Here is a 25,837-nt window from a genome sequence, read left to right on the forward strand (position 1 = left end):
GATCCCAAAGCGAAAGGTAATTGCTCATGGACAATGAAATTCCCGAAGAGGCGCTCGGTGCCTCGTTTGATATCGTCGCGCGTCAGGATGCGGCGGAGCAGGCGCTTGGCGCGCTGCGCGGCGATGTTGATGAAGTGAAAACGCGGCTCGAAAAGGTCAGCCGCGCCGCCGCCCGTCCGGCGCTGGCCGGATCGGATATGGCCAGCCCCGAACTCAAGGGCTTCGTCGATGGCTATCTGCGTTCGGGCCGCACCGGCGAACTGAAGTCGGTCACCGGCGGGATTGTTGCCGATGGCGGCTATGCCGTGCCGCGCGAAATCGATGCAATGATCGCTGCCCAGCTCAAGACCGTCAGCCCGATCCGTGCCATCGCGCAGGTCGTCCAGACCAGCACTGCCGGTTACCGCAAGCTGATCACCAACAGCACCGCGGCATCGGGCTGGGTCAGCGAAACCGGGACGCGGCCCGAAACCGTCACCTCGAAGTTCAACGAAATCGTACCGCCCTCTGGCGAACTCTATGCCAACCCGTCTGCCAGCCAGGCGATGCTTGATGATGCCGCCTTCAACCTCGAAGAATGGCTGGCGGGCGAGATTGCCAACGAATTCGCCCGAGCCGAAGGTTCGGCGTTCGTCAATGGCACCGGCACCAACCAGCCCAAGGGTTTCCTGACCCAGCCGACCGCGCTGACCACCGACGCCACGCGGGCATTCGGAACGCTGCAGCATCTCGTTTCGGGCGCGGCCGCTGGCTTTGATACCGCTCCGGAACTCAAGCTGATCGATCTGGTCCACAGCCTGCGCTCGGGCCACCGCCAGGGTGCGGTGTTCGTGATGAACAGCAAGACGCTGGCCGCGGTGCGCAAGTTCAAGGCCGCCGATGGCACCTTCTTGTGGCAGCCGGGCATTTACGAAAACGCCCCGGCGCGCCTCCTGGGTTACCCGGTGGTCGAAGCCGAAGACATGCCCGATGTCGCCGCCAACACGCTGCCGATCGCCTTCGGCAACTTCAAGAACGGCTATCTGATCGCCGAGCGCAAGACCACTTCGATCCTGCGCGATCCCTACACCAACAAGCCTTACGTCAATTTCTACGCGACCAAGCGGATCGGCGGGCAGGTGCTGGATAGCGATGCGATCAAGGTGCTGAAGATCTCGGTGTAACGCGTTGCTCCGCCGCGAGGCGGACTACAATCTCGGGACCGGCTTCCTCCCGGTCGGCCCCCGCGCCCGCGCCGCTGCCTTCCCCCTCGGCGCGGGCGCACCCTTTTCCGGAAAATCATGGAGCCCCTCGATGAAGCGGCTTATCGTCATGCCTGCCGTGCTTGCGCCTGCAGCCCTGGCCGAACTCAAGAACTGGCTGGGCATCACCACCACGCCCGATGATACACAGCTTGGCGCATTGCTGCGCGCCGGGCTGGAACTGTGCGAACAGTTCACCGGTCTGATGCCACTGCAACAGGTCTGCGAAGAGATGCTTCCCGCGATGACCGACTGGCAGGTGCTGTCGGTGCGCCCGGTCCAGGCCATCACCGCGCTCGAGGGCGTACCTGCGGAAGGCGCGCGCTTTGCCCTGCCGGTTGCGAGCTATGCGTTCGATCTGGCTGCTGATGGCAGCGGATCGGTCCGGATCAGCAATCCGGGCAGCGCCGGGCGGGTTGCCGTGCGCTTCACCGCCGGGTTAGCCGCCGATTGGGCCGCGCTGCCCGATGGCCTGCGCCACGGCGTGCTGCGCTTCGCCGCGCACCAATATCGCGAACGCGATGATGATGCCGCAACAGGCACAATGCCGCCCGCTGCGGTTGCCGCGTTGTGGCGGCCGTGGCGCCGGATGCGGCTGGCATGAGCGATCCGTTCGCCTCCGCTGCTGCCAGGTTGCGGGCTGCAGCCGAGGTCATCGCTGCTGCACGCTATGAACAGGCGCAGCTAGCGGCGCGCGATCCCGCGGCCGCATGGCGACGGGCGAGCCTGGTCTGGCCGCGCTTTACCAAAGGATAGCCAACGATGGAAATTGCCCTGCGGACCGCGCTGATGGCCTGGCTGGCCGCCGATCCGGCGCTGTCCGGCCAGCTCAATGCGATTGCCGAAGAAGCGCCATCGCGCACCGCCTTGCCGTGGCTGGCGGTTGCCGCTTCGGCCAGCGCTGATTGGAGCGCCAAGGAGGTGGCGGGCCGAGAGGTCCGGATCGCGCTCGAACTGCACTGCCGCGGCGATCAGCCCGATAGCGCTGGCGCATTGGTCGCGGCGATCGAAGCGCGAGTCACTGCTCTGCCCCAAGCCCAGTCGGGCTTCCAGGTGGTCACGGCGCAGTTCCTGCGGGCCCGCGCCGAACAACGCGCCGCCAACACCCGCGCGGTGCTGCTTGAGTACCGCTTCCGGGTGCTTGCCGCCTGACGCTGCAAAATTCACGCCCCTCCCGCAAGCGGAGGGGGCCTCAAAGGAGAATCCTATGACCGCCCAGAAAGGCAGCGCCTTCCTGCTCAAGATTTCGAACGGCGCCACCCCTGCCGTCTACCAGACCGTTGCAGGCCTGCGCACCACGCAGATGTCGATCGCCGGTGATGCAGTGGTGACCACCACCAAAGACAGCGGCGGCTGGCGCGAGATGTTGTCGGGGGCCGGGGTACGTTCGGTATCGGTCAGCGCGGCGGGGATCTTCCTGGGCAGCGCAGCCGAAGCCCAGGTCCGCGCCAATGCCATGAACGGCACGCTCGATGATTACGAGTTGAGCTTTGAGGGCGGCGAAAAGCTGCGCGGGCGCTTTCTTGTCCAGAAGCTCGACTACTCGGGCGATTTCAATGGCGAGCGCAATTACACCTTGCAGCTCGAAAGCTCTGGCGCGGTCGCATCGGCATGACCCGCCCGGCCAATCCGTTTCGCGGCGAAGCCACGCTGGTCGTGGCCGGATCGCCGCGTCTGCTCCGCCCCAGTTTCGCCGCGCTGGTCGCGGCCGAGGAAGAGCTGGGCCCACTCTTCGCGCTGGTCGAGCGCGCTGGGGCGGGGCAGCTTCGCCTGGGCGAGATGACCGCGCTGTTCTGGCATTGTCTTGAGAGCCGCGACGGCCTGAGCCGCGACGCGGTGGGTGAAGCGGTGATGTCTGCCGGACTTGCCGCGTCCAGCCAACCGCTGCGCGTGCTGCTGGGCCAGATCCTGCAAGGCGAGGACAGTGCCTGATCGCGACGAGCGGCGTTTCGGGCCAGCTGCGGGCCGGCTTGCCGGGCTGACCGCACGGATGCTCGGCTGGCTGCCCGACCAGTTCTGGGCGGCCACGCCTGCCGAGCTGGCCTCGGTCCTTTCCCCAAATGCCGCGGCGTCCGACCAGCCCCTGGCCCGCAGCGAGTTGAACCGCCTGATGGAGCGCGACAATGTCTGATCCCGTCGATACTTTAATGCTTGAGGTTCGCGCCAATACCCAGGGCTTTGCCAGTGATGTTGCCGCCATGCGCAGCACCTTCGACGGCACGCTGGTCGATGGCTTTTCGCGCGCCGGCGATGTCCTCGAACGCGGGCTGCTCAGTGCACTGCGCAAAGGTTCGCTTGGCTTTGAAGACTTGCGCAAGATGGCGCTGGGCGTGATCGACCAGATCGCGGCGCGCTCGCTTGATACGCTGTTTTCCTCGATCGGCCTTGGCGGCGGATCGGGTGGCGGCGGGCTGGGGGGGCTGCTCAATATCGGCGGCCTCGTCGGTTCGCTGCTCGGTTTGCCGGGCCGCGCCACCGGCGGTCCGGTTTCGCCCGGACGCGGCTATGTCGTGGGCGAACGCGGGCCCGAACTGTTCGTGCCGACCAGTGCCGGGCGGATCGAAAACCAACTCGGCGGGGGCCGCCGGGACGTGAATGTCTCGATCTCGATCGCTGCGCCGGCCGGGGTCAGTGCCCCGCAGGCATTGCAGCGTTCCAGCCGCCAGGTCGCCAGCGCCGTGCGCCGCGCGCTTTACGAAGCCTGATCAAACGATCCTCTCCATTTTTGCCGAATGGCACAAATGGGGTGGTGGATCGCCGAAGGCGAGACGGAGGGGTCTCTAACCCTCGCGCCATTACCCCTCCGTCAGCCGCTTCGCGTCTGCCACCTCCCCGTTTGTGCTTCGCAAAAATGGAGGGGACCTAGCAAGAGGAACTCCCATGGCCTTCTGGCTCGCCGCCAAACGTGAAGGGCAGGACAGCGACTGGATCCAGCGCTTTGATCCGCGTTTCTGGACCGTCAATTTCCCGCGCCCGATGATGGCCGCGATTACCTGCCTTGCACCCGATGCGCTGCGGGTCGATTGCACGTTCCTGCGCCAGGGCGACCTTGCCGGGATCATCTGGGACAGCGTTGATAGCGTCGATCACCCCTTGCTGGCCTATCGAACGCGCCGTGACTATGCGCATTGCACATTGAAATTCCGCTGGAGATCGGGCGGGGTAATTGCACTCGATGCGGTCAACGGACCGGTCCTGACCATTGAGGGCCGCGATGGCGCGGGCCGGCCGCGCACCTGGTACGTGCGCCTGTGGAACTATGCGCAAGGGTCTGCCAGCGATGCGCAGATCACGTTCAATTTCTCAGACCTCAAGGGCGGATACGTGCTGCCCGGCGATGCCGATCCCGTGCATCCCGCCGATATCGACCGGATGTTCATTTCGCTGGTTGCACCCGGGTATGCCGCCGCCAGCACCGCGCCGCTGGCCAGTCCGGTCGAAGGCTGGGCCGAGCTCAGCCAGATCACCTGCGATGGCAATGCGATGCTGGAAATCGGCGATGTGATCGTGCCGCCGCACGGGCTGGCCATGGCCACTGCCTATGATGATGCCAGCAACCAGACACCCGAGCGGCTGGTGCGAAATGCCTTGCATCTGGGCTATCGCGGCAGCTTGCTGCACTATGCCGGGATGAGCCACTACATGCGGCTCGCCCATAGCGCTGGGCAATTCGTGGTGCCGGGCAGCGGCGATCCGCTTTGCACCCCGGCCAAGGTCTGGCACCGTGCCTTTCTGGCCGCGGCCAAAGCGGCGGGGTTCAGCCCGGTCTTGTCCTTGTCCTATGAATTGCTGGCCCAGCATTGCCCGGCTGCATGGCAGCAAAAGGCCAGCAATGGGGATCCCGCCCGCACGGCGTGGGATCCGCCCTCGGCCTTGCTTTCGCCTGCCAACAGCGCCGCGATGGGCTGGCTTCAGGCCGTCGCCGCCGGGTTCGTGACCCTGATGGAAGAAGCCGGCGTACCGGTGCGTTTCCAGATCGGTGAGCCATGGTGGTGGGTCATGGCCGATGGCCACCCGTGCCTTTACGACGATGCCGCCAAGGCGGCGCTGGGCGGCAATCCGGTGGTAATTGCCGATCTGCGCGTGAGCCTCACTGCCGCGCAAAAGAGCCTGCTTGACGCCGCCGGAGTGCTGCTGGTGAACTCTACAGTGGCTTTGCGCAATGCGGTGCGTGCGGCCGCCGCGCCGGCCAGCGCCGAAGTGCTGCTGCTCACCTTCCTGCCCGGCGTGCTCGATCCGGCCATGCCCGAAGTCAGCCGGATGAACCTGCCGACCGGCTGGGCCAGCCCGGCTTTCGACCGGTTGCAGGTGGAAGACTACGACTGGCTGATCACCAGGGCCGATGCGTTCCGCCGCCAGGCCTATGCCGCCATCAACGCCCGCCTGGGCTACCCGCCCGCAGCGCAGGACTATCTTGCCGGCTTTGTGCTTGATCCCGCAACCCGCGACCGGTGGCGCGCCATCGATGCCGGGCTCGACGAAGCAGGCGAACGCGGCGTCCACGAACGCTTCGTCTGGGCGCTACCGCAGGTGTGCCGCGACGGTTTCGTCCGCCTTCCCCCAGCCAGCGACGAGGATGACATGCTGCCTTTCGACGATGTGCCCTATCCGCTCGCACTGGGCCGCGATGCCATGGTGATGCCCGAATTTTCGACCAGCGTTGCGGTGACCGCGTCCGGGTTCGAGCGGCGCAATTCGTTGTGGTCGAATGCCCGGCTGCGCTTTGATGTCGGTCCCGGGATCCGCTCCGAAGAAGAACTCGGTACGCTGCTCGCGTTCTTCCGTGCACGGCGCGGCGCAGCGCGCGGGTTTCGCTTGCGCGATCCGACCGATTTCAGTTCGGGCGGGATGACCGGTGCGCCGACCATGGCCGATCAGCTGCTCGGTACGGGAGACGGGCTCAAAGCCGATTTCCCGCTGGTCAAGGGTTATGGTTCGGGTGTTGCCCTGCAGCAGCGGCGGATCACCCGCCCGGTCGCGAACACCATTGCCATCAGCGTCGATGGCATTGCAAGTACCGGCTGGTCGCTGGTGGAAGGCGGCGTGATCCGCTTTGCCGCGCCCCCCGCCGCAGGCAAGGCGGTGCGTGCCGGGTTCCTGTTCGACGTCCCGGTCCGCTTTGCTGAGGACAAGCTTGAAGTGGCCGGTGCGGTCTTCGCGGCGGGCGACGCGCCGAGCGTTCCGGTTATCGAAGTGCGTGAGGCTTCGGCGTGACCAGAGTCTGGTTTGACCAGCCGCTGGAAACGGTTGCCACGTTCTGGCGGGTGATCCGCCGCGACGGCGTGACGCTGGGGTTTACGGCGCATGACCGCGACCTGTGGTTCGAAGGGACGGCACACCGCGCTGCTCCCGGCATGGTGCCATCGGCGATCCGCCGCAGCGCCGGCTTCGAACCTGATAGCGCCGAAGTCCAGGGGGCGCTCAGCCACGACGCGCTTTCGGCGTTTGATCTGGCGATCGGGCGCTTCGATGGTGCGCGGGTGATGATTGGACTGGTCGATTGGGAAAGCCTTGAAACCCATGTCGTCTATCGCGGCACAATCGGCGCGGTGAATGAAGAGGCCGGCACGTTCACCGCCGACCTGGTCTCGCGCAAGTCCGAACTGCAGCGCGATCCGGTGCCGCGCACCAGCCCTAGTTGCCGCGCAGAGTTTTGCGGACCGGGTTGCACGCTTTCGCCAGCACGGTTCGATCATACGGGCCAGTTGATCAGCTTCGACCCGGTGCAGAACGCGGCGGCGGTTACAACGGGCGCAACACTGGCGTCGTTGGCGGGCGGACGGCTGCGCTGGCTCGATGGGCCATATGCCGGGCAGACCGCCGGGATCATCGGCATCAGTGCCGGCCGCTTGCTGCTGGACAATCCGCTCGATCAGGTGCCGCCGGCGGGAACCCGTGTGCTGCTGCGCGAAGGCTGCGATCGCAGGCTGGAAACCTGCGCTACGCGCTTTGCCAATGCGGTCAATTTCCAGGGCGAGCCGCACCTTCCTGGAAACGATCTTATCACCCGGTACCCCTCGGCCCCGCAATGACCGCGCGCTGCCTTGCGCGCGAGGCCGAGCGCCTGGTCGGTGCGCCATTTCGCTTGCACGGGCGCGATGCCGGCACCGGTCTTGATTGCATCGGCCTGTTTGCCGCCGCGATGTCCCGGGCCGGAAAGCCCGTTACCGTGCCGACCGGATATCCGCTGCGGGTCAGCGATCTTGCGCGCTGGTTGCCAGATCCGGCCGCATGCGGCTTGTGTCTGGCAGTACCGCCGTTCCAGCCGGGCGATGTCGTGTTGCTGCGGCCCGGGCCTGGGCAGGTACATCTTGCAATTGCCGCCAGCGATCTCGCCTGGATCCATGCCCACGCCGGGCAGCGCAGGGTCGTGCGTGACGCCGCGTTGCCTGCCGGCACGCTTATCCATCACTGGCGCCCGGGGCGCCCCGATTGAGCAGGAACCCATGGCAACCTTGATCCTTTCCGCGATTGGCACGGCCTTTGGCGGGCCGCTTGGCGGTGCCCTCGGCGCGCTGATCGGACGCCAGGTCGACAACCTCGTGTTCCGGTCGCCCGCGCGCGAAGCGCCCCGGTTGGCCGAACTCAAGCTCACAACGTCAAGCTATGGCCTTGCGATGCCGCGGCATTACGGCCGGATGCGTGTTTCGGGCCAGGTTATCTGGGCGACCGATCTGGTCGAATCGCGCGATCAGCAGGGCGGCGGAAAGAGCAGCCCGGCGACCACCAGCTACAGCTATTCGGCCAGCTTCGCGATTGCGCTCGGCAGTCGCCCGATTGGCTCAATTGGCCGGGTCTGGGCGGACGGCAAGTTGCTGCGCGGCGCAGCGGGTGACATGAAAGTGGCCGGAACCATGCGGTTCCACAGCGGCGAGGCCCAGCAGTCCGCCGATCCGCTGCTTGTCCTTGCCGAAGGCAGTGATCGTTGCCCGGCCTATCGCGGCCTTGCCTATGTTGTCTTCGAAGACCTTCAGCTCTCCGAATTCGGCAACCGCATCCCGACACTTTCGTTCGAGATCTTTGCCGACACCGGCACGCTCGATCTCTCCCGGCTGGTTGCCGGGGTGGTCGAAGATTGCGATGCCGATCTGCCGCTTACCGGCCTTGCCGGCTTGTCGTGCGAAGGGCCACTGGCCGAAACGCTGCAGGCGCTCGATCCGTTCTATGCGATCGATGCCGATGCGGCCGAAGAACAACTGGTGCTGCGCCCGGAACGACTGCAGAGCGCCGTTATTGCGCTGCAGGAAAGTGCCACCTCCACCCGCCGAGAGGATTTCGGAGGCAACGCGGGCTATGCCCGCAAGCGCGCTGGAGAGACACAACAACCGGTGCGGGTACTGCGCTATTATGATGTCGATCGCGATTTCCAGCCCGGTGCGCAGCGCGCGTCAGGCCGGCCATTGCCGGGACAGCCGCGGGCAATCGAGCTGCCTGCCGCGCTGACCGCAAGTGATGCGCGCATGTTGGTGGAAACGGCGGCGCAGCGCAGCCAATGGTCGCGGCAGACCATTTCCTGGCGGGTCACCAGCCACAACCCCGCAGTGCGCCCCGGCGCAAAGGTTTCATTGCCCGGCCACCCCGGACTATGGCGGGTCGAAAGCTGGGAATGGCATGACCAGGGCATCGATTTGTCACTGGTGCGCCTTTCACCCAACGGCGCGTTGACGCTTTTCGCGGACCCTGGGCGCGCAAGCCAGGCCAGCGACATCGTTGCCGCTCCCACCACACTGATCGCTGCCGAACTTCCCTGGGACGGCAATGCCACGACGCCGGTGCCGCTGATCCTCGCCGCCGCATCGTCCGCTTTGGCAGGATGGAGCGGGGCGGCATTGTATGTTGATCAGGGCGACGGTGCCTTGCAGCCCTTGGCCACCAGCGGCCGTTTCCGGGCCAGGATCGGAACGGCATCAGCAGTCTTGCCGGCGGCCAATCCGCTGCTGTTCGACCGTCATTCGAGCGCTATCGTGACCTTGTTGGCAGACGATTTTGCGCTGGTCGACGCCACGTCCTGGCAATTGACGATGGGCGCAAACCGCGCGCTGCTGGGCGATGAGATCATCCAGTTTGCAAGCGCCGAGCCGCTTGGCCAGCGCCGCTGGAAGCTCAGCGGATTGTGGCGCGGGCGCGGCGGGACCGAATGGTCGGTTGCCAGCCATGCGACCGGCGAGCGCTTCCTGCTGCTCGACGGCGGCGGCACCGTACTTGATCCGCAGGTCGTCGGGGATACACCCCAGGCGGTTATTGCCGCGATCGGGATTGGCGATAGCGCGCCGGTTACCGCACCGATTGCGCTGCGCGGTATCGGCTGGCGACCATTGCGCCCGGTCCATGGCCGGGTTGCGCACCTTTCCGATGGTTCGGCGGTGCTTAGCTGGACCCGGCGCGCGCGCGGCGGCTGGACCTGGAACGATGCGGGCGAAATGCCGCTGAATGAACAGAGTGAAGCCTATTCGGTCAGCTACGGCAGTAACAGCGCCGGGGAAATTGCCACCTGGGACCTTGCCGTACCGAACCTTGCTCTGCCCGCTGCTGCGTTCGCGCAACTGACGCAGGCCGTGCCAGGCGGGCGCTTCCTTGTCCGTCAGCGCGGCGATCGCAGCCTGTCCGATGCGCTTGCTATTTCCGTAACCTAAGCTCTCAGGAGTCCACCGACCATGCCCGATCCGATTTTCGATAGCCGTACAGCCCGCTTCGATCTGCCGCTGCTGTTTTCCGGACAGGCCCAGAAAGAAGGATTCGTCAATGAAATGGCGGCGCGCATCGACGCCATGCTGCACATTGCGATCGAAGCCGAACAGCCGGCCCCGGCTGCCAGCCCGCTCGATGGCCAGGCGTGGCTGATTTCCGCCACACCAAGCGGCGCGTGGACCGGAAAGGGAGGACAGATTGCGGCCCGTCAGGCCGGCAACTGGCTCTATTTCCTGCCGCGCCACGGACTGCGAATGTTCAACCGCGCCACCGGTCAATTCATCCAGTATACTGGCACCTGGACGGCACCGTCGCGACCGCCGGTACCCAGCGGCGGGACCGTGATCGATGCCGAAGCGCGATCTGCCATTAGCGCCCTCGTCGCCGGGTTGACGGCCGCCGGTATTCTTGCCCAGCCCTAGGATCTGGGTCTGACTGCGGGGCGAAGGGATCCACCGGGTGGCAAACGAGCTGATTTCCGCGTCGTTTCATGCGGTTCCACAGAAAAATCGCGACATTTGTGCAACAGTTGGAACTTTTGACCGCTTGCGTGGTTTAAGGCTTGCAGTTAGACACCGCTGCACTCGGTGGATCAATCCTAAATAAGGGGAAACTCAAAATGCGCAAACTCGTCATTGGGATGGCGCTGGCTTCCACTGTCCTCGCGACGCCGGCACTGGCACGCGATGACTCGTGGTACATCGAAGGCGACTTCGGTGGTACGCTAGTCGAAGACATGCAGAACCTGGTCAGCACCGGCAACGGCACGCTGAGCACCAAGACCGGCTACGATGTCGGTGGTATCGTTGGTTACGACTTCGGCGGTTTCCGTCTCGAAGCCGAAGCCAGCTATCGCCGTGCCGGCGCGGAAAGCTTCTCTCCGTCGCCGTCGACCAATCTCAGCGGTGCGAACCTTGATGGCAGCGCCAGCGCGCTGAGCTTCATGGTCAACGGCCTGCTTGACTTCGGTCCCGACGATGGCCTGCAAGGCTTTGTCGGCGGTGGTGCCGGTATTGGCCGCGTCAAGGTGCGCGTGAATACTCCGTCGCTGCTTTATGTGGACGATTCGGATAGCGGCTTCGCCTGGCAGGCGCTGGCCGGCATCCGTTATCCGATCAGCGACAACGTGGATCTGGGTCTGAAGTATCGCCTGTACAATCAGGACAACGTCGATCTGGTTACGCCCCGTCAGGGCGCGGTCAGCAGCCGTTTCCGTTCGCACTCGCTAATGCTGACGCTGGGCTACAACTTCGGTGCTCCGGTCGTTGTGGTGCCGCCGGTAGTGGTTGAAGAAACCCCGCCGCCGCCGTCGGCTCCTCCGCCGTCGTCGTCCTCGCCGCCCCCGCCTTGCAACAAGGGCCCTTACATCGTGTTCTTCGACTGGGATAAGTCGGACATCACGCCTGAAGCGGCTTCGATCCTTGACAGCGCCGTGGCTGCCTATGGCAACTGCGAAAGTGTTCCGATCATGCTGGCGGGCTATACCGACCGTTCGGGTTCGACGACCTACAACCAGGGTCTGTCGGAGCGCCGGAACGCTTCGGTTACGGAATACCTGACCTCGCGCGGCGTTCCGTCGGGCGCGATCACCGGCCAGGGCTTCGGCGAATCGAACAACCGGGTTCCGACCGCCGATGGCGTCAAGGAACTGCAGAACCGCCGAGTGGAAATCACCTACGGTCCGGGTTCGGGCATGTAAGCCAAGCCTTAATCGGCAAAATGATTGGGGGGCCGGAGCAATCCGGCCCCTCTTTCGTTATGGTGCAAGTGGCTATGCATTCGAGGAGCATTTTGATGACGCGCTTGATCCCGGGTTCGATTGTTTTCACAGCTCTGTTGGCCGGTTGCACCAGTCTGGGCGAAGTGCCGACCGCCAAGGTCGCGACGACGACTGTCTATCTCGCCAATGGGCTTCCGGCCGGCACAGCTGTCATTACGGCGGCGGGTGATCGGCTGACGCTGAACCTGGCAGCTACCGGACTCGCGCCGGGAACCCATGGTGTTCACCTGCACATGGTTGGCACCTGCACCGCGCCGGGCTTTGCCTCTGCGGGCAGCCATCTCAATCCGTCGGCCCGTCAGCACGGCAGCGCCAATCCGGGCGGCAGCCATATGGGCGACTTGCCAAATCTTGTCATCGATGTGCAGGGACGCGGCGTGCTCTCGGCCCAGCTCGGCGGCAATCGGCCAGAGCTTGAGGCTGCGCTGTTCGATAGCGACGGAACGGCCCTGGTGATCCATGCCCAAGCGGACGATTACAAGACCGACCCCACCGGAAACAGCGGCGAGCGGATTGCTTGTGGCGTCATCAAACGCAGTTAGCTGTCTGCGCCGCGTTCCACCACCGTGGCTTCGGCTTCCGGCACCGTGCGATAGGCATAGTAGAGCAGGGCGAGTGCGATCGGCGCGACCCCGATCAATGACAGCACGCCGGTGCGCAGATCGCCAACCGGCTGGCCGTTGACGACCGTGCCAGCAAGATCCGAGATTTGCCCCACGATATAGGGTCCGAACGCCAGGCCAACCAGCGTCGTACCAAGGAAAAACGCGGCAGTCGCCGTTCCGCGCATCCGCGGCAGAACGAGATCCTGCGTGGTTGCTGCCGCCGCGCCAAGCGCCGCGGCTCCGCACATCTGCGCCAGAAAGGTCATGGTGTAGAACAATGTGCTGTTTTCGGTTGTGAAGCCGATCCAGATCGGCACGATCGGTGCAATCACCCCGAACACGATGACCAGCACCCGCCCTGCCGGGTTATTCGCACGCAGCGTGTCGGCCAGTCGCCCCCCGATAATCACCCCCAGGAAGCCGCCGAGCGCGCCATTGGCGCCAAGAATGAACGCCAGCTCCTGCTTGTCGAGGCGCAGTACCGTCTCGGCATAGGGTGCCGCCCAGAACCCCAGCGCCCAGGCCACCAGCGAGACCAGGCTGTAGCCCAGCGTTGTGGTGATGAAGGCCGGTGTGCCCCAGATCAGCCGCCAGGTTGCCGGATCGCGGGCCTTGAGCGTGCAGGCCCACGAAAAGACCGCATAGTAACCCAGACCAACCGAAGCCCACTGCGGCAGGTTGCCGGTCAGCCCGATCATCCCCCACGCGAAGAGCGCGACCACTGCGGCCGCTGCCAGATTGAGCGCCAGCGCTGACGGCCCGCGCTGCCATGCACCAAGCAGCGTGAAAGGCGGTACGATGGTTGAAAGGTCGGTCAGGAAATTGGCGAAGGGTGTCGGTGAACTGGGGCTTTCCACCCCGTCCATCGCGCCGCGCACCGGTTCGCGCAGGGTCAGCACCCACAATGCCATCAGCAAGCCGGGGATCCCGACGGCGAGGAATGCCGCCTGCCAGCCGACCAGCCCGAGCGGCCCGCCGCCCGGGTAAGCCGCGTTCCACAGCTGGCCGATCTTGGCACCGATCAGCAGCGAGACCCCGCCGCCGATATACAATCCTGAAGAGTAGATCGCGAGCGCGGTCGCCCGCTGGCGCTTGGGAAAATAGTCCGAGATCAGCGAATAGGCGGTGGGACTGGCGCTCGCCTCACCAACACCTACGCCCATCCGCGCCAGCGACAAGGTCAGCTGGTTGCGCGCAAAGCCGGAAAGTGCGGTCATGGTCGACCACAGCGCCAGGCCGATTGCGAGCAGTCGCTTGCGGTTCCAGTTATCCGCCAGTCGGCCAAGCGGAACCCCGAACAGGGCGTAGAACACCGCGAAAGCCGCGCCGCCAAGAAAACCCAGATCGCTGTCGGTCAGCCCGAGGTCCTTCTTGATATCGACTGCCAGGATGCTGAGGATCTGCCGGTCGATGAAATTCAGCACATAGACCAGCACCAGCACCACAAGCACATACCAGCTATAGGAACTCGCCTTCTTCTCGGGCGGGCTGTCGGTGGGTGTCGGCTGCAAAATCTCTCTCCCTTTGTCGCCTATCCGGCGGCGTACACGGTTCCGTCTTCAAGCCCGGCCTTGGCAAAGCCTTCGCGCCGCAGCCGGCAGCTGTCGCACAGGCCGCAGGCCCGGCCATCGCTTTGTGGATCGTAGCAAGACCAGCTGAGCGCCGGATCAAGCCCCAGCCGGTCTGCTTCGCGCGCGATATCGGCTTTGCCGAGATATTGCAGCGGGGCATGGATGGTGAAGGGGCGACCTTCGGCTCTGGCTTTCGTGGCAAGCTGGGCCAGTTGGGCGAAGCCTGCGATGAATTCAGGGCGGCAATCGGGGTATCCCGAATAGTCGAGTGCATTGACCCCGATGAACAGATCGCGCGCGCCGATCGCTTCGCCCCAGGCCAGCGTCAGCGAGAGAAAAATCAGGTTGCGGGCCGGGACGTAAGTGACCGGGATGTCCGTCCCGACCCCATCCTTTGGTACAGGCATGTCATCGGTCAGCGCTGATCCGCCGAACTGGCGCAGATCGAGCGGCAGGATCACGTGGCGATCGACCCTGATCGTCGCGGCAATGGTTGTTGCAGCCTCAATCTCGCGGCGGTGACGCTGGTTGTAATCGATCGTCAGCGCGGCAATCCGGTAACCTGCTTCGCGCGCCAATCCCGCGCAGACCATCGAATCGAGCCCACCCGACAAAAGCACTACGGCAATTGGCCGGGTATCAGGCTGCTGCGCTGTCATGCAATCGGGCTAGCCGCTGCGATGATTGAAGGCAATGCCTTGGCAGGGTATCAGCAATCGCCGGTGCGGCGCGCCTCGAAGGCGAATTCGAACGGCAGGCCATCGGCAATTCCAGTCCCGTCGATCTGCACCAGGCGGCTGGTTTCGCGGCGAATATGCGTGCGGCCATTACCGCGCCCTGGGCAGCTGTACTGCACCACCACCTCTCCCGGACGATCATCGATCACATAAGTTGCGCAGGCCGGACCTGGATGGCGCAACTGAACGAGTTCGCGGCCACTGCGCACGCACAGCCGCTGGACCGGGTTTCCGGCGCGATCGCGAAACTCCCAGCTGCCCGGAGCAAGCTGGTCGAGCATCACCAGCGCCTGACCGCCGGCCAGAACCGGCGCTGCACAGGCGAAAAGGCCGGCCGCCAACCCCAACCAGCTACGCTTCATCCCGATTGCCAAGCCAACGCCTTTCCATGACACGCCGAATCCGTGCGCTCTCCGTCTTATATCATCGGCTGATTGGGCGGCAAAGCGTTCTATACTATCGACAAAACGAGCGCTCAGGCTGGGATTTCAAACAACCGCGAGCAAAACGCGCAATCGACCACCACCAGCCCTGCTTCGTTGCGCATGTCAGCCCGGTCTGTGTCCGGGAATTGCGCGATGACCGAAGTATAGTGCTCCACACTGCAGCGACAGCCCCGTTCAAGCGGGCGACCGGCTTCGACGCGAACTTCCGCTTCGTCGTGAAACAGCCGCCAGACCAGCGCTTCCAGCGACAGGTCGGGATCGATCAACTCTTCGTGACGGATGCTCCCCGCGAGCGCGGCTACGTGTTCCCACTCCGGATGGTCGAGCCGCACATGCAGGCGCTCGCGCCCTTCCTCGCCTTCGGCCAGATGCTGCAACAGCAGCCCGCCAGCCACACAGTGCCCGCCTTCGCTGCGGGTCGCGATGCGGATCAGCGTCGGCACCTGTTCGGATTGCGCAAAATAGGCTTCGCAGGCTGCGCCGAGCGAATCCCCTTCAAGCGGAACAATCCCCTGATAACGCTGGCCGGTGGTCGCCACATCGAACGTGATCGCCAGGTAACCCCGCCCAAACAGCGCATAGAGCGAGGGGTTGGTGCCCAGCGCAGCCAGCCGTTCGGCATCGTGGCGGACATAGCCGCGCAGTTCGCCGCCGCGATAATCGCAGACCAGCAGATCGACCACGCCGTCTTCGGTTTGTGCCTGCATCGTCAGCTGACCTTCACCGTCCTTGAGCAGCGATCCGATCAGCGCGGTGACGACCAGGGCTTCGGCCAGCAAGTGGCGGATTGCCGGCGGGTAAGCGTGCGCACCCTGGATCAGATCAAGCACCGGCGAAAGCCGCACAACCCGCCCGCGCGCGTTGCGTTGGGGAATGGTGAAGCGCAGCACCCGGTCAAAGCCGGTCTCGTCTTCAGGAATCGACGAGGGCAAGCTCACAGTTGGCCGAACACCCAGCGCAATACGCTTTTCTGGGCGTGGATGCGGTTTTCAGCCTCGTCCCAGATCACCGATTGGGCTCCGTCGAGCACGCCGTCGGTCGCTTCCTCGCCGCGGTGCGCGGGCAGGCAATGGAGGAACAGCGCGCCCGGCGCAGCCCCGGCCATCAGCGCCTCATTGACCTGATAGGGCATCATTGCCGCGATCTTGGCGGCACTGTCACCCTGGCCCATCGACACCCAGGTATCGGTGACGACGACATCGGCACCAGCCACTGCCGCGTGCGCATCGCGATGCGTGGTGATCGTTGCGCCGCGCGAGCGGGCCTGTTCGATATAGGCGGGATCGCTGTCGAAGCCTTCGGGAATGCCCAGGCGGACATTGAACTTCATCAAGCCGGCCGCCTCGATGATCGAATTGAGCACATTGTTGCCATCGCCCAGCCAGGCAAGCTCGAGCCCGGGCAGCGCCTTGCCGTGTTCAACCACGGTCTGCAGGTCGGCGACGATCTGGCAGGGATGCGATCGGTCGGTCAGGCCATTGATCACCGGCACGCTGGCGTGGGCGGCCAGCTCTTCGATCTTGGCATGATCGCTGGTCCGGATCACGATTGCATCGACCATCCGGCTGAGCACCCGGGCGGTATCGGCGATCGATTCGCCGCGGCCCAGCTGCATCGTCCCCGCTTCCATCGCCAGCGCGTGTCCGCCGAGCTGGCGGATCGCCGCATCGAACGAAACGCGGGTGCGGGTGGAGCTCTTTTCGAACACCATCGCCAGCACCCTGTCTTTGAGCGGCTGGTCGGCATCTGCGCGGCCCTTGGGCCAGCCGATGCGCGCCGCCTTGCGCTCCATCGCGTCACCCACCATCGCTGCCAGCGCATCGCCGCCGGCGTCCGACAGTTCAAGGAAATGCCGGGTCACGCCGCCGCCGGGGGTTGGTAGCTGGCCGCACCGGCCGAGAGCTTGTCGAAGAATTCATCGATTTCGGCATCTTCGATCACCAGCGGCGGGACCAGCCGGAGCGTGTTGTCGCCCGCTGCCACAGCCAAAAGCTGATGATTGTCGCGCAAGTGCGCCACAAAGCCGCGCGGCTCCAGCTTCATCTTGACGCCCAGCATCAGGCCGGTGCCGCGGACCAGTTCGAACAGTTCGGGGTAGTTGCCGATGAACTGTTCAAGGCGGCTGCGCAGCCGGTCCGATTTGGCCCGAACTTCGGCCAGGAATTCATCGTTGGCGACAGCATCGAGCACCGCTTCGCTGGCTGCTATGGCCAGCGGATTGCCGCCATAGGTCGAGCCGTGAGTGCCCACCACCATGCCGCGCGCGGCCGTTTCGGTCGCCAGACAGGCGCCGATCGGAAAGCCGCCGCCAAGGCCCTTGGCACTGGCCATGACATCGGGAACGATCCCGTATTGCTCATAGGCATAGAGCGTGCCCGAACGCGCCATGCCGCACTGCACTTCATCGAGTGCGAGCAACAGATCATGCTCGTCGGCCAGCGCGCGTAGCCCCTGCATGAATTCGATCGAGGCCGGACGGATCCCGCCTTCGCCTTGTACGGGTTCGACCAGGAAGCCCGCCGTGTTCGGGCCGATCGCCGCTTGGGCACCTTCAAGATCGTCGAAATCGACATATTTGAAGCCAGGCAGCAGCGGATAGAATCCCTTGTGCATCTTCTCCTGGCTCGATGCGCTGATCGTCGCCAGGGTCCGGCCGTGAAAGGCATTGTTGAAAGTAATGATCTCGAACTTGTGATCGTGGCCGACATGCTGGTGATAGGCGCGCACTGTCTTGATCGCGCATTCGACCGCTTCGGCACCTGAGTTGGTGAAGAACACTGTATCGGCGAAGGTCAGGTCGACCAGCCGCTGGGCCAGGTGCTCACCCTGCGGGCTGCCATAGAGGTTCGACACGTGCATCAGCGTTTCGGCCTGTTTCTGGATCGCGCCGATCAGGCCCTTGTGCGAATGGCCCAGCAAGTTGACCGCAATCCCGGCCGCGAAATCCAGATAGCGTCGGCCGTCCTCCCCGATCAGGTGGCAGTGTTCACCGCGCACCGGCCGGAAGCCGCAACGGGGATAGACTGGCATCAGCGGCGTGATCGACATTGCTTTTGGTCCTTCGCACTTTCCCGGCGGATCAGGCAAACGACAAATGGCGGCCCGCCGGGACCGCCATTGCCGTGTTTCTGGAGTGTCGCGTGGCGGCGGTCAAACGATCCGCCGCCAATCGCTGGCAGGTCAAACCTGACTCGGCACCAGGTTGACCGCCGAGTACTTGCCTCGTCGATCGACTTCGATGTCGAATTCCACCCGGTCGCCCTCGTTGAGGCCGGACATGCCCGAACGCTCAACCGCGCTGATGTGCACGAAGGCGTCAGGCTGGCCGTCATCGCGGGTGATAAAGCCGAAGCCCTTCATCGCGTTGAAGAACTTGACCGTGCCGGTGGCACGTTCGCCGGTCAGCTGACGCTGCGGTGCTTCTTCACGCTTTTCAACCGCGATCACATCGCCGACCACTTCGAGGTCGCTGGCCGAAACCTTGCCTCCGCGATCGACGAGCGTGAACTTGAGCTGCTGGCCTTCGGCCAGACCTTCAAGGCCTGCACGCTCGACCGAGCTGATGTGAACGAACACGTCTTCGCCGCCGGTATCCTGCTGGATGAAGCCAAAGCCCTTGCCCGCGTTGAAGAACTTGACCGTGCCGGTGCCTTCGCCGACCACTTGGGCGGGCATGCCGCCGCGATCACCGCCGCCACCGCCGCCACGCGGGCCGCCAAAACCGCCGCCACCGCCGCCAGAGCGCGGGCCGCCCCGATCACCACCGCCGAAGCCGCCACGATTACCGCCGCCAAAACCGCCGCCACCGCTGCTGCCGCCGCCGAAGCGATCACCGCCACCGCCGCCGCTGAACCGGTCTCCGCCGCCGCCGAACCGGTCACCACCGCCGCCGCCGCCGCTACCGCCGAACGGATCGAAAGTTTCTTCGCCGAACCCGTCACGCTTGTCGCGGCCGCGGCCACGACGCCCTCTATCAAAACCCATAAAGTCGAACTTACCTTCGTTTCGCCCCAATCAAGACTGCCCGGCGGCGCGGACGAAACGCACCGGGCGACAAAACAGACGGCTGGAAAGCCCTCAACTCTGCAGTTATCCACATAGCCGAATTCGTTGGCGATGGCGAACGGATTCGCCAGTCCCGCGCGGGGGCGTTGCAACTGTTGCATTTATGCACATAGCAAACATTCAACCCGCGCATTTCCAGCGCAATTTCGTGCTTTCCCGGGTTTTGGAAGCTTGCAATGGCGCGGACCAATTGGCACAGCGACGGGGCGGTGGTGCCAGTGGCCGGAGCCCGGATCGGCACCTGCGATTCGGCGGATACTGCGCAAACGAAGGGGTTCTTCAGGATGTTTCGCCGACTCTCGGATCAGGTCTTCACCAGTGAGCAGATTGATGTCGCAGCCGTTGCCGAAGCCGCCGCGCAGGGCATCACGCTGATCATCAACAACCGTCCCGAAGACGAAAGCGCGGACCAGACCCCCGGCGCAGCAATTGCCGCTGCCGCCGCCGCTGCCGGGATGGCCTACCGCGCCATTCCCGTTACCCACGCGGGTTTTTCGGAAAGTCAGGTCAACGCCATGGCAGACGCGCTTGCCGGGACAGACGGTCCGGTGCTGGCCTATTGCCGATCGGGCACCCGTTCGACCCTGCTGTGGGCGTTGGCCGAGGCACGCCGCGGAGTCAGCCCGCATACCCTGACCACCGCCGCCGCTGAAGCCGGGTACGATGTGACTCCGGCGCGCGCGATCATGGACATGCTGGCAGCCAGCAAGGCATAGCACGGCGATGGGGCAGCTTTTCCAGATCGGCGGTTCGGTGATTGCGATCCTTGCGCTGGCCTTCGCGTGCGCGCGGCTGGGGCTGGGCAAGGACGTGCGGATCGCTTCGGAAGCGGAAGCTATGCGGTTGGCGCGTGAGGCGCTGTGCGGGTTCGAGCCGGTCGATCTGGTGCTGGACCGGGCCGGGATCGGTGCGCTGCTGCGCGATGCGCAGGGCCGGGTGATGCTGCTGCGCCGCCACGGCGCCCATTTCGCTGCGCGCCTGCTGGATAATCATGCCGACGCGCGGCTTGATCGCAACTTCCTGACGCTGGGCACCGGTGAGGCCCGGTTCGGGCAGATCACGCTCGATCTGGGCGAAAAGGCGCAAAGCTGGGCCAGCAGCCTGCGCCATCTGGGGGGCGGGGCCAGTGCCTGATTTCAATCCGGTTGATTATGCGGTGCCCGGCTTCGTTTTGCTGGTGCTGCTTGAAATGCTCTGGGCGCGGGCCAGGGCGCCCGACACGTATGAACCGGGCGATACGCTGACCTCGCTGGCGATGGGGCTGGGCAGTACGGTGGCGGGTGTGCTCAGCGCCGGGCTGATCACGGCGATGTTCTATGGCCTGTATCCATTCAGGGTGGTCACCATCGGCTGGCAGTGGTGGGCCTGGACCCTGTGCTTCGTGCTCGATGACCTGGCCTATTACTGGTTCCATCGCTGCGCCCACCGCGTGCGCTGGATTTGGGCCAGCCACGTCAACCACCATTCCAGCCAGCATTACAACCTGTCGACCGCGCTACGCCAGACCTGGACCGGCACGATCGCGCTGGGTTTCATTTTCCGCCTGCCGCTGGTGCTGATCGGGTTCCACCCGGTGATGATCTTCTTCTGCGGCGGGATCAATCTGATCTACCAGTTCTGGTTTCACACCGAAGCGATCAAGAAAATGCCGCGCTGGTTCGAAGCAGTGATGAATACGCCCAGCCACCACCGCGTCCACCATGCCACCAATCCGGTCTATCTCGATCGGAATTATGCCGGGGTGTTCATCGTCTGGGACCGGATGTTCGGCACCTTCCAGGGCGAGCTGGACGGGACCCGGATCCACTACGGGATCGTCAAGCAGCTCGGCAGCTTCAACCTGCTGTGGGTGGCGTTCCACGAATGGACCGGGATCGCCCGCGATGTCTGGCACGCGCCGTGGGGCGCGAAGCTGGGATACATCTGGCGTCCGCCCGGCTGGAGCCATGACGCCAGCCGTGACACATCCGACACGATCCGCGAACGTTGGCTGGCGCTGCGCGGCGAAGCACCTGCCGAATAGCGTTGCACTGATTTAAGTGCCCGGTTAACCCGCCGGCCGAACCTTGGAGAGGAATCGGCAGGATGGACCAGTTCGACGTGATCGTCATCGGCGGCGGCAGCGCGGGCAGCGCGGTGGCCGGGCGGCTGAGTGAGGATGGCACGCGCCGGGTCTGCCTGCTTGAAGCGGGCGGCCACAACGACACGATCCGGATCAAGACCCCTGGCTTCATGCCGTTCATCCCCGACAAGTCGAACTGGCGGTTCGATACCGTGGCGCAAGCAGGCCTGAACGGCCGCACCGGTTATCAGCCGCGCGGACGCGGTCTGGGCGGTTCCAGCGCGATCAACGCGATGGTCTATATCCGCGGCAACCATTTCGATTACGATCAATGGGCCCAGCTTGGCTGCACCGGCTGGAGCCACGCCGATGTGCTGCCCTATTTCAAACGCGCCGAGGGCAACGAGCGCGGCGGGGATGCGTGGCACGGCGGCGATGGCCCGCTCAACGTGATGGACCAGCGCTGGCCCAATCCCGGCAGCAAGGCCTTCGTGGCCAGCGCTGCTGCGCTGCAATTGCCCGAGAACCCCGATTTCAACGGCGCCAAGCAGGATGGTTTCGGGCTTTACCAGGTCACGCAAAAGGCCGGTGAACGCTGGTCGGCAGCGCGCGCCTATCTGAAGCCGCGCCCCAACCTGGCGATCCGCACCGGGGCGCTGGTCGAAAAGATCGTGATCGAGAATGGCCGCGCGGTCGGGGTCGCGGTCCGCTTTGGCGGCAAGCGCGAAGTGCTGCGAGCAGCGGGCGGCGTGGTGCTTTGCGCCGGGGCATTCGGCAGCCCGCAAGTGCTGATGCTGTCGGGCATTGGCCCGGCCGCGCACCTGGCCGATCGCGGCATCGCCGTGGTGCAGGACCGCGCCGCCGTGGGCGAAGATCTGCAGGATCACATTGACTATGTCGCCAGCTGGGAAACCGCCTCGAAAGACTTTTTCGGTGACAGTCTGGCCGGAACCTGGGCGATGGCCAAATCGGTGATCGAACACCGCCTGAAGCGCACCGGGGTGATGACCACCTGCTTTGCCGAAGGCGGCGGGTTCTGGCGCTCGGACCCCGATCTGCCCGCGCCGGATATTCAGTATCACTTCGTGCCAGCGATGCTCGAAGATCACGGCCGGACCAAAGTGAAAGGCCACGGCTTTTCGATCCACGCCTGCGTGCTGCGCCCCGAAAGCCGGGGGACAGTGCGCTTGAACTCAGCCGATCCGGCCGCCGCCCCGGCGATCGATCCCAATTTCCTCAGCGATCCGCGCGATGTGGCAACACTGCGCGCCGGGGTGCGGCTGATGTACCGCCTGGCCGAAACCGGGCCGTTGGCCGACTATGCCGGCAAGGCGCGCCATCCGGTCAATCTGGCCGACGACGCCGCGCTCGACCACCTGATCCGCAGCCGCGCCGATACGGTCTATCACCCGGTCGGCACCTGCCGGATGGGCGCGGACGCGGCCAGCGTGGTCGATCCAACGCTCAAGGCGCGCGGGATCGATGGGCTGTGGGTCGCCGATGCCAGCGTGATGCCGCGCCTCGTCTCGGGCAACACCAACGCCCCCTCGATCATGATCGGCGAACGCGCCGCCGATTTTGTGAAGGCTGCGCTGGCGTGATATGACGCCGCGATGAGCGTCGCCTTTCGCCGCGAGAGTGATGAGGAACATCTCGAACCCAAGTTCGAGCTGCCGATCCCGCTCGGCCCCAATCTGGTCACCGCGCGCGGGCTGGAATTGCTTGAGACGAAAGTGGCCGAACTCGAAGCCGCGCTGCCTGCGCTGACCGATGAGGTGGAGCGCAAAGCCCACCAACGCGACCTGCGCTACTGGCGCACCCGGCTGGCCACAGCGGAGCTGAAAGAGGCGCGGGCGGATGGCGTGGTCGGCTTCGGCTGCCGGGTCGATCTGGTCGTAAACGGCAAGCCCCGCACCATCGAACTGATCGGGCACGATGAAGCTGATCCGGCGGTTGGCAAGCTCGCGTTCACTGCCCCGCTCTGCCGCGCAGTGATGGGGGCGGAAGTGGGGGATGTGCTGGATTTCGGCGGGAAGGTTGGGGCGGTTGAGTTGGTCGGGATTGGTGTCGCAGAGAACTTACGATGACAATCGAATTTGCGCGGACACTGTTTGAGACAGGTCGGTCGCATGCACTTGCATCGGATCTCCTTTATCGTTCAGCGCTTATCGAGGGGGCAGAACGGGATATTGCAGACCCCGAAAACTTTGCGTTCAACGGCACCTATTCGCTTTCGACGCAATACCTCTTGGGTCTCGGTCTGGAGCTAATGTTGAAGGCCGCAATCGTAGCGTGGAGTGGCCAGTGCGATGAAAAAGCGCTCCGCGATATTGGCCATGACCTAGTCAAAGCCAAAGAGGCAGCTGAAGCCGCTGGCTTCAAGTCCGAAGCGCCGAACCTACAAGAGATTTTGAATGTCTTGAATGAGCCCTTCAAGCAGCATTGGTTCCGGTATGGCAGGCCAACCAAGTTTAAGCTGCCGGGAGATTTCACGCAGGTTGTGGCTGCACTTGATGTCCTCGATGCGGAGCTGCGAATACGACTCTGGGCAGATTAGGGGTGAAATTCCGCTTCGAGTCGCCCCCTTAGTCTCGACTTCGTCTTACGGCTTGCGCGATTACACGATGTTCCAGTCGGTCTGCATCTTCGCCAGCAATTGCATGGGCGCAACGAAGCCAAACCCCGTGTCAAGCACGGGGAGACGGGTCAGGGTTGGTCACGATGACATTGCTTGCCTTCGCAAGGCCCCTCCCCGTTGGGGAGGGGTTGGGGTTGGGGTTCTACGACAGCGTGGACGCGAGGCCTGGCGGCCTCGCTCCACCATCCCCAACTCTTTCCCGCCGGGGAAGGGAGATTCAGGCTACCCCCGCGGCCCCTTTGGCTTGCCCTTGTGAAACACCCTTGGCCCCTTCGCCCCCGGACCACCCTGGCCGCGATGCGGCTTGGGGGGTGGGCCGCTGCGGCGTTCGTGGGGGGCGTTTTGGGGCGGGGCTTCGCTGTGTTCGATGGTGATCCCGCTTTCATCGTCGCCGTCGATCCCGGCGGTGCGTTTGACCGCGTCGGCGAATTTGCGGGCTACGGCGTTGGGCACCTGGAAGTGGGTTTCGGTCTGGCCGATGCGGATCGCGCCCACCTCATTGCGGGTGATGTGCCCGCGCCGGCATAGCAGCGGCAGGATCCAGCGCGCGTCGGCGTTCTGGCGGCGGCCAACGTCCATCCGGAACCAGACCACGTCCTCGAACCCGGGGCGGTGACGTTCAACCTGCGCGGCGCGCTGGGCTTCGTGGTTGCCGGCGATCAGTTCTTCGGGCGCGGGCATCGCGGCGCGGTGCGCGCGCACCAGTGCTGCGGCGATGTCTTCAGGGCTGCGTTCGGCCAGCAGCCGGGCGGCGATTTCGCGGTCTTCCTCGTCGGCTTCTACGGGCGCGAGCAGCGCGGCGATCAGACGTTCGCGGTCATTGCGGCGGATGTCGTCGGGGGTCGGGGCTTCGCGCCACTCGGCCTCGATCCGCGCGCTGCGCAGCATCGATTCGACCCGTTTGCGGCGCGGGTAGGGGACCACGATCACCGCCGTGCCCTTTTTGCCGGCGCGTCCGGTGCGGCCCGAGCGGTGCTGCAGCGCTTCGGCATCGCGCGGGATTTCGACATGGACCACCAGGCTCAGCGTCGGCAAATCGATGCCGCGCGCGGCCACGTCGGTCGCCACGCAAACCCGTGCGCGGCGATCGCGCAAGGCTTGCAGCGCGTTGTTGCGCTCGGACTGGCTGTGCTCGCCCGATAGTGCCACCGCCGCGAACCCGCGTTCGATCAAGGTCGCATGCAGGTGGCGGACATTGTCGCGCGTGGCGCAGAACAGCATCGCGGTTTCGGCTTCGTGGAAGCGCAGCAGGTTGACCACCGCGTGCTCGATCTGCGCCGGGGCGACGGTCACCGCCTGATAGGCGATATCGCCGTGGCCGCGATCCTCGCCCACGGTCGAGATGCGCAGCGCATCGCGCTGATAACGCCGCGCCAGCGCAACGATAGGCTTGGGCATGGTCGCCGAAAACAGCAGCGTGCGGCGGGTCGCGGGGGCGGCGTCGAGCAGTTCCTCAAGGTCTTCGCGAAAGCCCATGTCGAGCATTTCGTCGGCCTCATCGAGCACCACGGTGCGCAGCGCGGTCAGGTTAAGTGCACCGCGTTCGAGATGATCGCGCAGTCGGCCGGGGGTGCCGACGACGATATGCGCGCCGTGGCTGAGCGCGCGGCGCTCCTTCGACGGGTCCATTCCGCCAACGCAGGTGCCGATCCGCGCTCCGGCCTTGGCATAAAGCCAGATCAGTTCGCGGCTGACCTGCAAGGCCAGTTCGCGGGTTGGTGCGATCACCAGCGCGAGCGGCGCGGCGGCGACCGGCAGCGCGCCTTCGGCCAGCAGCTCGTCGGCCATGGCGAGGCCGAAGGCGACGGTCTTGCCCGATCCGGTCTGTGCGGAAACCACCAGATCACGGCTCCGCGCTTCGGGCGCGATGACCGAGGTCTGGACAGGGGTGAGGGCAGTATAGCCATGCGCGGTGAGCGCTTCGGCGAGAAGCGGCGTTACATCGGGGAAAGTCATGATGAGCGCGCCCTTACAGACAGAAGGGGCGTTTGGCTTGCTTTCTTT

The 25,837-nt window shown here is 64.9% G+C and carries 29 protein-coding genes; 21 read left to right on the plus strand and 8 right to left on the minus strand.

Annotated elements, in window-relative coordinates; genetic code table 11:
• The first annotated feature begins 26 nt into the window (after positions 1–26).
• The 15 genes from RMN99_RS00255 (at position 27) to RMN99_RS00325 (ending at position 12,251) form a co-directional block, all read left to right on the plus strand.
• Complete coding sequence (locus tag RMN99_RS00255) at positions 27–1,163, plus strand: phage major capsid protein (protein WP_309621272.1); 1,137 nt, start codon at positions 27–29, stop codon at positions 1,161–1,163.
• A 130-nt stretch (positions 1,164–1,293) separates the two neighbouring features.
• Complete coding sequence (locus RMN99_RS00260; protein ID WP_309621273.1) at positions 1,294–1,845, plus strand: hypothetical protein; 552 nt, start codon at positions 1,294–1,296, stop codon at positions 1,843–1,845.
• Positions 1,842–1,997 carry a hypothetical protein gene (locus tag RMN99_RS00265; RefSeq protein ID WP_309621274.1) on the plus strand — a complete coding sequence of 52 codons (156 nt, stop codon included), beginning with the start codon at positions 1,842–1,844 and terminating at the stop codon, positions 1,995–1,997. Before RMN99_RS00260 ends, RMN99_RS00265 begins: the two co-directional genes overlap by 4 nt.
• Positions 1,998–2,003: 6 nt before the next feature.
• Entirely contained in the window at positions 2,004–2,393 is a 390-nt protein-coding gene (locus tag RMN99_RS00270; RefSeq protein ID WP_309621275.1) for a DUF3168 domain-containing protein, read from the plus strand.
• Positions 2,394–2,448: 55 nt separating this feature from the next.
• Positions 2,449–2,856 (plus strand): phage major tail protein, TP901-1 family, encoded by a 408-nt coding sequence (locus RMN99_RS00275; protein WP_309621276.1) that lies wholly within the window; start codon positions 2,449–2,451, stop codon positions 2,854–2,856.
• A complete protein-coding gene (locus tag RMN99_RS00280) occupies positions 2,853–3,173 on the plus strand; it encodes a gene transfer agent family protein (RefSeq protein WP_309621277.1) in 321 nt (106 codons plus the stop codon). Before RMN99_RS00275 ends, RMN99_RS00280 begins: the two co-directional genes overlap by 4 nt.
• Positions 3,166–3,372, plus strand: a complete 207-nt coding sequence (locus tag RMN99_RS00285; protein ID WP_309621278.1) for a phage tail assembly chaperone — start codon at positions 3,166–3,168, stop codon at positions 3,370–3,372. Before RMN99_RS00280 ends, RMN99_RS00285 begins: the two co-directional genes overlap by 8 nt.
• A complete protein-coding gene (locus RMN99_RS00290) occupies positions 3,365–3,946 on the plus strand; it encodes a tail tape measure protein (RefSeq protein WP_309621279.1) in 582 nt (193 codons plus the stop codon). The genes RMN99_RS00285 and RMN99_RS00290 overlap by 8 nt, the downstream gene beginning before the upstream one ends.
• A gap of 175 nt (positions 3,947–4,121) precedes the next feature.
• A complete protein-coding gene (locus RMN99_RS00295; RefSeq protein ID WP_309621280.1) occupies positions 4,122–6,455 on the plus strand; it encodes a DUF2460 domain-containing protein in 2,334 nt (777 codons plus the stop codon).
• Positions 6,452–7,273, plus strand: coding sequence for a DUF2163 domain-containing protein (locus RMN99_RS00300; RefSeq protein WP_309621281.1), 822 nt, complete (start codon positions 6,452–6,454; stop codon positions 7,271–7,273). The genes RMN99_RS00295 and RMN99_RS00300 overlap by 4 nt, the downstream gene beginning before the upstream one ends.
• Entirely contained in the window at positions 7,270–7,677 is a 408-nt protein-coding gene (locus tag RMN99_RS00305; protein ID WP_309621282.1) for a hypothetical protein, read from the plus strand. The genes RMN99_RS00300 and RMN99_RS00305 overlap by 4 nt, the downstream gene beginning before the upstream one ends.
• A 10-nt stretch (positions 7,678–7,687) precedes the next feature.
• Complete coding sequence (locus RMN99_RS00310) at positions 7,688–9,874, plus strand: phage tail protein (RefSeq protein WP_309621283.1); 2,187 nt, start codon at positions 7,688–7,690, stop codon at positions 9,872–9,874.
• Between the two features lie 21 nt (positions 9,875–9,895).
• Positions 9,896–10,351, plus strand: coding sequence for a DUF2793 domain-containing protein (locus RMN99_RS00315; protein ID WP_309621284.1), 456 nt, complete (start codon positions 9,896–9,898; stop codon positions 10,349–10,351).
• A 197-nt stretch (positions 10,352–10,548) separates the two neighbouring features.
• Positions 10,549–11,628 carry an outer membrane beta-barrel protein gene (locus RMN99_RS00320; RefSeq protein ID WP_309621285.1) on the plus strand — a complete coding sequence of 360 codons (1,080 nt, stop codon included), beginning with the start codon at positions 10,549–10,551 and terminating at the stop codon, positions 11,626–11,628.
• A 95-nt stretch (positions 11,629–11,723) separates the two neighbouring features.
• Positions 11,724–12,251, plus strand: coding sequence for a superoxide dismutase family protein (locus RMN99_RS00325; protein WP_309621286.1), 528 nt, complete (start codon positions 11,724–11,726; stop codon positions 12,249–12,251).
• Here RMN99_RS00325 and RMN99_RS00330 read toward each other — a convergent pair.
• From RMN99_RS00330 to RMN99_RS00360, 7 genes are all read right to left on the minus strand, one after another.
• Positions 12,248–13,825 carry an MFS transporter gene (locus RMN99_RS00330; RefSeq protein WP_309621287.1) on the minus strand — a complete coding sequence of 526 codons (1,578 nt, stop codon included), beginning with the start codon at positions 13,823–13,825 and terminating at the stop codon, positions 12,248–12,250. The two genes, RMN99_RS00325 and RMN99_RS00330, sit on opposite strands and share 4 nt — an antisense overlap.
• Before the next feature lie 20 nt (positions 13,826–13,845).
• Positions 13,846–14,544: a 7-cyano-7-deazaguanine synthase QueC gene (queC, locus tag RMN99_RS00335; protein ID WP_309621288.1), complete on the minus strand. Its 699-nt coding sequence runs from the start codon at positions 14,542–14,544 to the stop codon at positions 13,846–13,848.
• A 50-nt stretch (positions 14,545–14,594) separates the two neighbouring features.
• Complete coding sequence (locus RMN99_RS00340; protein WP_309621289.1) at positions 14,595–14,984, minus strand: hypothetical protein; 390 nt, start codon at positions 14,982–14,984, stop codon at positions 14,595–14,597.
• A gap of 113 nt (positions 14,985–15,097) precedes the next feature.
• Positions 15,098–16,000 (minus strand): Hsp33 family molecular chaperone HslO, encoded by a 903-nt coding sequence (locus RMN99_RS00345; RefSeq protein ID WP_309621290.1) that lies wholly within the window; start codon positions 15,998–16,000, stop codon positions 15,098–15,100.
• 2 nt (positions 16,001–16,002) lie between these two features.
• Positions 16,003–16,929: an ornithine carbamoyltransferase gene (gene argF, locus RMN99_RS00350; RefSeq protein WP_309621291.1), complete on the minus strand. Its 927-nt coding sequence runs from the start codon at positions 16,927–16,929 to the stop codon at positions 16,003–16,005.
• Positions 16,926–18,116 (minus strand): aspartate aminotransferase family protein, encoded by a 1,191-nt coding sequence (locus tag RMN99_RS00355; protein ID WP_309621292.1) that lies wholly within the window; start codon positions 18,114–18,116, stop codon positions 16,926–16,928. Before RMN99_RS00355 ends, argF begins: the two co-directional genes overlap by 4 nt.
• 132 nt (positions 18,117–18,248) lie before the next feature.
• Positions 18,249–19,052 (minus strand): cold-shock protein, encoded by an 804-nt coding sequence (locus RMN99_RS00360; RefSeq protein WP_309621293.1) that lies wholly within the window; start codon positions 19,050–19,052, stop codon positions 18,249–18,251.
• Positions 19,053–19,309: 257 nt separating this feature from the next.
• Between RMN99_RS00360 and RMN99_RS00365 the strand changes: the two genes are divergently transcribed.
• The 6 genes from RMN99_RS00365 (at position 19,310) to RMN99_RS00390 (ending at position 23,752) form a co-directional block, all read left to right on the plus strand.
• Positions 19,310–19,849, plus strand: a complete 540-nt coding sequence (locus RMN99_RS00365; protein WP_309621294.1) for a TIGR01244 family sulfur transferase — start codon at positions 19,310–19,312, stop codon at positions 19,847–19,849.
• Between the two features lie 7 nt (positions 19,850–19,856).
• A complete protein-coding gene (locus RMN99_RS00370; protein WP_309621295.1) occupies positions 19,857–20,267 on the plus strand; it encodes a hypothetical protein in 411 nt (136 codons plus the stop codon).
• Positions 20,260–21,156 carry a sterol desaturase family protein gene (locus RMN99_RS00375; RefSeq protein ID WP_309621296.1) on the plus strand — a complete coding sequence of 299 codons (897 nt, stop codon included), beginning with the start codon at positions 20,260–20,262 and terminating at the stop codon, positions 21,154–21,156. Before RMN99_RS00370 ends, RMN99_RS00375 begins: the two co-directional genes overlap by 8 nt.
• A 62-nt stretch (positions 21,157–21,218) precedes the next feature.
• Positions 21,219–22,796: a GMC family oxidoreductase N-terminal domain-containing protein gene (locus RMN99_RS00380; RefSeq protein WP_309621297.1), complete on the plus strand. Its 1,578-nt coding sequence runs from the start codon at positions 21,219–21,221 to the stop codon at positions 22,794–22,796.
• 12 nt (positions 22,797–22,808) lie between these two features.
• Entirely contained in the window at positions 22,809–23,282 is a 474-nt protein-coding gene (locus RMN99_RS00385; RefSeq protein ID WP_309621298.1) for a GreA/GreB family elongation factor, read from the plus strand.
• A complete protein-coding gene (locus RMN99_RS00390) occupies positions 23,279–23,752 on the plus strand; it encodes a hypothetical protein (protein WP_309621299.1) in 474 nt (157 codons plus the stop codon). Before RMN99_RS00385 ends, RMN99_RS00390 begins: the two co-directional genes overlap by 4 nt.
• Before the next feature lie 303 nt (positions 23,753–24,055).
• Here RMN99_RS00390 and RMN99_RS00395 read toward each other — a convergent pair whose 3' ends face one another.
• Positions 24,056–25,789, minus strand: a complete 1,734-nt coding sequence (locus tag RMN99_RS00395; RefSeq protein WP_309621300.1) for a DEAD/DEAH box helicase — start codon at positions 25,787–25,789, stop codon at positions 24,056–24,058.
• Between the last annotated feature and the right edge of the window lie 48 nt (positions 25,790–25,837).

It is taken from the genome of Novosphingobium sp. (assembly GCF_031417815.1).
Classification (GTDB): Bacteria; Pseudomonadota; Alphaproteobacteria; order Sphingomonadales; family Sphingomonadaceae; genus Novosphingobium.

Bases quoted from the DNA above. Each gene is read 5' to 3' on its own strand.
- RMN99_RS00255 (WP_309621272.1), top strand. From the start codon at position 27: ATGGACAATGAAATTCCCGAAGAGGCGCTCGGTGCCTCGTTTGATATC.
- RMN99_RS00260 (WP_309621273.1), top strand. From the start codon at position 1,294: ATGAAGCGGCTTATCGTCATGCCTGCCGTGCTTGCGCCTGCAGCCCTG.
- RMN99_RS00265 (WP_309621274.1), top strand. From the start codon at position 1,842: ATGAGCGATCCGTTCGCCTCCGCTGCTGCCAGGTTGCGGGCTGCAGCC.
- RMN99_RS00270 (WP_309621275.1), top strand. From the start codon at position 2,004: ATGGAAATTGCCCTGCGGACCGCGCTGATGGCCTGGCTGGCCGCCGAT.
- RMN99_RS00275 (WP_309621276.1), top strand. From the start codon at position 2,449: ATGACCGCCCAGAAAGGCAGCGCCTTCCTGCTCAAGATTTCGAACGGC.
- RMN99_RS00280 (WP_309621277.1), top strand. From the start codon at position 2,853: ATGACCCGCCCGGCCAATCCGTTTCGCGGCGAAGCCACGCTGGTCGTG.
- RMN99_RS00290 (WP_309621279.1), top strand. From the start codon at position 3,365: ATGTCTGATCCCGTCGATACTTTAATGCTTGAGGTTCGCGCCAATACC.
- RMN99_RS00295 (WP_309621280.1), top strand. From the start codon at position 4,122: ATGGCCTTCTGGCTCGCCGCCAAACGTGAAGGGCAGGACAGCGACTGG.
- RMN99_RS00305 (WP_309621282.1), top strand. From the start codon at position 7,270: ATGACCGCGCGCTGCCTTGCGCGCGAGGCCGAGCGCCTGGTCGGTGCG.
- RMN99_RS00310 (WP_309621283.1), top strand. From the start codon at position 7,688: ATGGCAACCTTGATCCTTTCCGCGATTGGCACGGCCTTTGGCGGGCCG.
- RMN99_RS00315 (WP_309621284.1), top strand. From the start codon at position 9,896: ATGCCCGATCCGATTTTCGATAGCCGTACAGCCCGCTTCGATCTGCCG.
- RMN99_RS00320 (WP_309621285.1), top strand. From the start codon at position 10,549: ATGCGCAAACTCGTCATTGGGATGGCGCTGGCTTCCACTGTCCTCGCG.
- RMN99_RS00325 (WP_309621286.1), top strand. From the start codon at position 11,724: ATGACGCGCTTGATCCCGGGTTCGATTGTTTTCACAGCTCTGTTGGCC.
- queC (WP_309621288.1), bottom strand. From the start codon at position 14,544: ATGACAGCGCAGCAGCCTGATACCCGGCCAATTGCCGTAGTGCTTTTG.
- RMN99_RS00340 (WP_309621289.1), bottom strand. From the start codon at position 14,984: ATGAAGCGTAGCTGGTTGGGGTTGGCGGCCGGCCTTTTCGCCTGTGCA.
- RMN99_RS00355 (WP_309621292.1), bottom strand. From the start codon at position 18,116: ATGTCGATCACGCCGCTGATGCCAGTCTATCCCCGTTGCGGCTTCCGG.
- RMN99_RS00360 (WP_309621293.1), bottom strand. From the start codon at position 19,052: ATGGGTTTTGATAGAGGGCGTCGTGGCCGCGGCCGCGACAAGCGTGAC.
- RMN99_RS00365 (WP_309621294.1), top strand. From the start codon at position 19,310: ATGGCGCGGACCAATTGGCACAGCGACGGGGCGGTGGTGCCAGTGGCC.
- RMN99_RS00370 (WP_309621295.1), top strand. From the start codon at position 19,857: ATGGGGCAGCTTTTCCAGATCGGCGGTTCGGTGATTGCGATCCTTGCG.
- RMN99_RS00380 (WP_309621297.1), top strand. From the start codon at position 21,219: ATGGACCAGTTCGACGTGATCGTCATCGGCGGCGGCAGCGCGGGCAGC.
- RMN99_RS00385 (WP_309621298.1), top strand. From the start codon at position 22,809: ATGAGCGTCGCCTTTCGCCGCGAGAGTGATGAGGAACATCTCGAACCC.
- RMN99_RS00390 (WP_309621299.1), top strand. From the start codon at position 23,279: ATGACAATCGAATTTGCGCGGACACTGTTTGAGACAGGTCGGTCGCAT.
- RMN99_RS00395 (WP_309621300.1), bottom strand. From the start codon at position 25,789: ATGACTTTCCCCGATGTAACGCCGCTTCTCGCCGAAGCGCTCACCGCG.